This is a genomic window from Novosphingobium sp. ST904, from assembly GCF_001298105.1.
Classification (GTDB): domain Bacteria; phylum Pseudomonadota; class Alphaproteobacteria; order Sphingomonadales; family Sphingomonadaceae; genus Novosphingobium.
Genome location: NZ_LGJH01000047.1, coordinates 1 through 2,286, shown reverse-complemented (window position 1 = coordinate 2,286; position 2,286 = coordinate 1). Strand labels below are relative to the sequence as shown.

2 protein-coding genes and 1 pseudogene are annotated in these 2,286 nt (G+C 61.2%); 2 read left to right on the top strand and 1 reads right to left on the bottom strand.

The genetic code is table 11. From position 1 onward, the window contains the following. Nucleotides 1-122: 122 nt before the first annotated feature. Both ADT71_RS00355 and ADT71_RS00350 read left to right on the top strand, forming a co-directional pair. A complete protein-coding gene (locus ADT71_RS00355; RefSeq protein WP_369818133.1) occupies nucleotides 123-1,262 on the top strand; it encodes an AAA family ATPase in 1,140 nt (379 codons plus the stop codon). A gap of 291 nt (nucleotides 1,263-1,553) precedes the next feature. Further along, the gene (locus tag ADT71_RS00350) at nucleotides 1,554-2,054 is read left to right on the top strand and encodes a lytic transglycosylase domain-containing protein (RefSeq protein WP_231635441.1); all 501 of its coding nucleotides are present in this window, start codon (nucleotides 1,554-1,556) and stop codon (nucleotides 2,052-2,054) included. Between the two features lie 133 nt (nucleotides 2,055-2,187). Here ADT71_RS00350 and ADT71_RS00345 read toward each other — a convergent pair. Continuing rightward, nucleotides 2,188-2,286 (bottom strand): annotated as a pseudogene (locus ADT71_RS00345) (IS5/IS1182 family transposase); the annotation flags it as partial.

Here is a 2,286-nt window from a genome sequence, read left to right as displayed (position 1 = left end):
CCACGACCTCCGACTGGCAGCCGGAGGCGAGGGAAACATGGGTCAATTCTCAATGGTAATTTATACGCCCCCCGGTTCACATCTCAGTGGCAATCAACAGGCGGGGCCTGGACGAGAACTCGGTGCTGATCCTCGATGAGGCCGGGCAGCTTGGCAACCGGCAAGCCATACGGCTGTTGGAGCTGAGCCGGCTCTCGGGTGCGCGGCTCATCATGCTTGGCGACAACCGTCAGACAGGTGCCATCGAGCAGGGGAAACCTTTCTGGCTGATGCAGCAGTTGGGCTTGTCGCGGGTCGACCTCATGGTGTCCGTCCGTCAGGAAACCAGGGCGATGAAAGCTGCGGTCGCGCTCGCTCGTAGCGGAGACTATGCCGGTTCGCTTGCCAATCTCGACAAGGTCCTGACGCAGGAGAAACCCGAGGAACTCGCGCAAAGCCTGGTTCGGGAATGGACGAGGCTCAAACCCGAAACCCGAACCACAACCAACATCCTGGTGCTGGACAACGCTACGCGGCTCATCGTGAACACGAAAGTGCGCGAGGCGCTCCGAACCGAGGAAGCGATTGGTGCCGAGGATGCACGTCTCTCGGTGCTGACGCCGGCGGGACTTTCCGATGCCGAGAAGCGCTATGCTAGGTTCTACAGCCGTGGGCAGGTCTTGACCTTTTCGCGCGGAGATCACCGGTCCGGGATCGTGCGCGAGGGTGAATACCGTGTCGTGCGCATGGTTACGGATGATGCCGAGCGGCAGGTGCTCGAGCTTGCCGATGAACACGGTCGGACGGTCCGCTGGAATCCGCGACTGGGGCGCCCGCAGCGGGTCAACGTCTTCAATGTGGAGGACCGGGAACTGACGCGTGGCGATCGCATCCAGTGGCGCCTGGTGAACCACGATCTCGACATCAAGAATGCCGAGCGGGGAACGGTCGAGGCGCTCGAAGGCAGCCGCGCAACCATTCGATGGGACCGCGATGGCCGGCGGCAATCAATCGATCTGGATCATCACAAGACCTGGGACCACGGGTACGCGGAGACGATCTACGCGGCTCAGTCGAAGACGTACGACAGGGTCTATGTGCTGGCGCCACTTGGTTCGCCGCTGGTAAACGGCAAGAACTACTACACCGCGATCACCCGGGCCCGCTTCGGGGTAAAGCTATGGACCCAGGATCGGGACAAGCTTGCCGAATTCCTGACCGTGAGGTCGGGCGAAAAGACTCCGCCCTGGAGGGGCTGGGCCGCGTCGAGCGCGACAGCCTGAGGGGCAGGTCACCGCGCCATTCGGAGCGATGGGCGCGCATGAGGGAGGAACAAGCGAACGAGCGGTACCAGCGCAAACTTCGGCTTGCTGCACAACGGAGTTCAGCCGGGTGGGGAGGGCGCGAGGGGCTTGCCGCAAGTCTCACCGAGCGGGGGCGTTCCGCAGCGGCAATTCTCGATGCATGGATCCAGTCGATCTTCACCCATGGTCGTTCGGGCGATGTTGCACCCGAAATACAGGTCCGATCAACCGGCCCGAGCGAAAGTGCGGCACCTCACAATGGAGACGGCCGTGATCGGTAAACCCGTTATGCTAAGCTTGGGCGTTGCCGTCCTTGTCGCGGCACTGGTTCCAAATGGAGCGGGTGCGCGTCCCACTCGGAACCTGGAGCAGAAAGCCCTGATCGGCCGGTGCATTCGCGAGGCTGCCTCTGGGCGAGAATGGCTGGAGCGCACTTTGTGGGGGCTGCGGGATCAGGAAGCTGGCTGGATTGGCGCCGAGGTTCCAAACACCAACGGGACGCATGACCTTGGGCCGATGCAGATCAACACCTGGTGGATCCCAAAGCTCTCTGCTCTCATCCACAAGCCTCCAGAGACAGTCAGGGCCTGGCTCATCCAGGATGCTTGCTTCAATGTCCAAATCGCGCGCTGGATATTTCTGGCAGAGCTCAGCGCAAATCGCGACTATTGGAGGGCAATCGGCGCGTATCACAGCCCGACCGATTGGAGGGGCCGAGATTACGCGCTCTCGGTCTCGAAAAAGATGAGAGCGCGGTTCGGCACGAATTGACGAGTGTTAACTCCCTTTCGTCCAGGTCGTCGCTATGGTCTCATGGCGGGCGGATGCGCATAGCGATTGGTGAAACATGCTGACTGATCTCGATAATCTCCCACAGGAAATTCGACCCGATCTCCAGCTCGTACTAGGCCGTAGACTCATAAGCTCGCAGCCATAGCCGCATTGAGGCAAGTTGAACCATGGCGAGGAAGTTGGCGGCGAGCTTGTCGTAACGGGTGGCGAC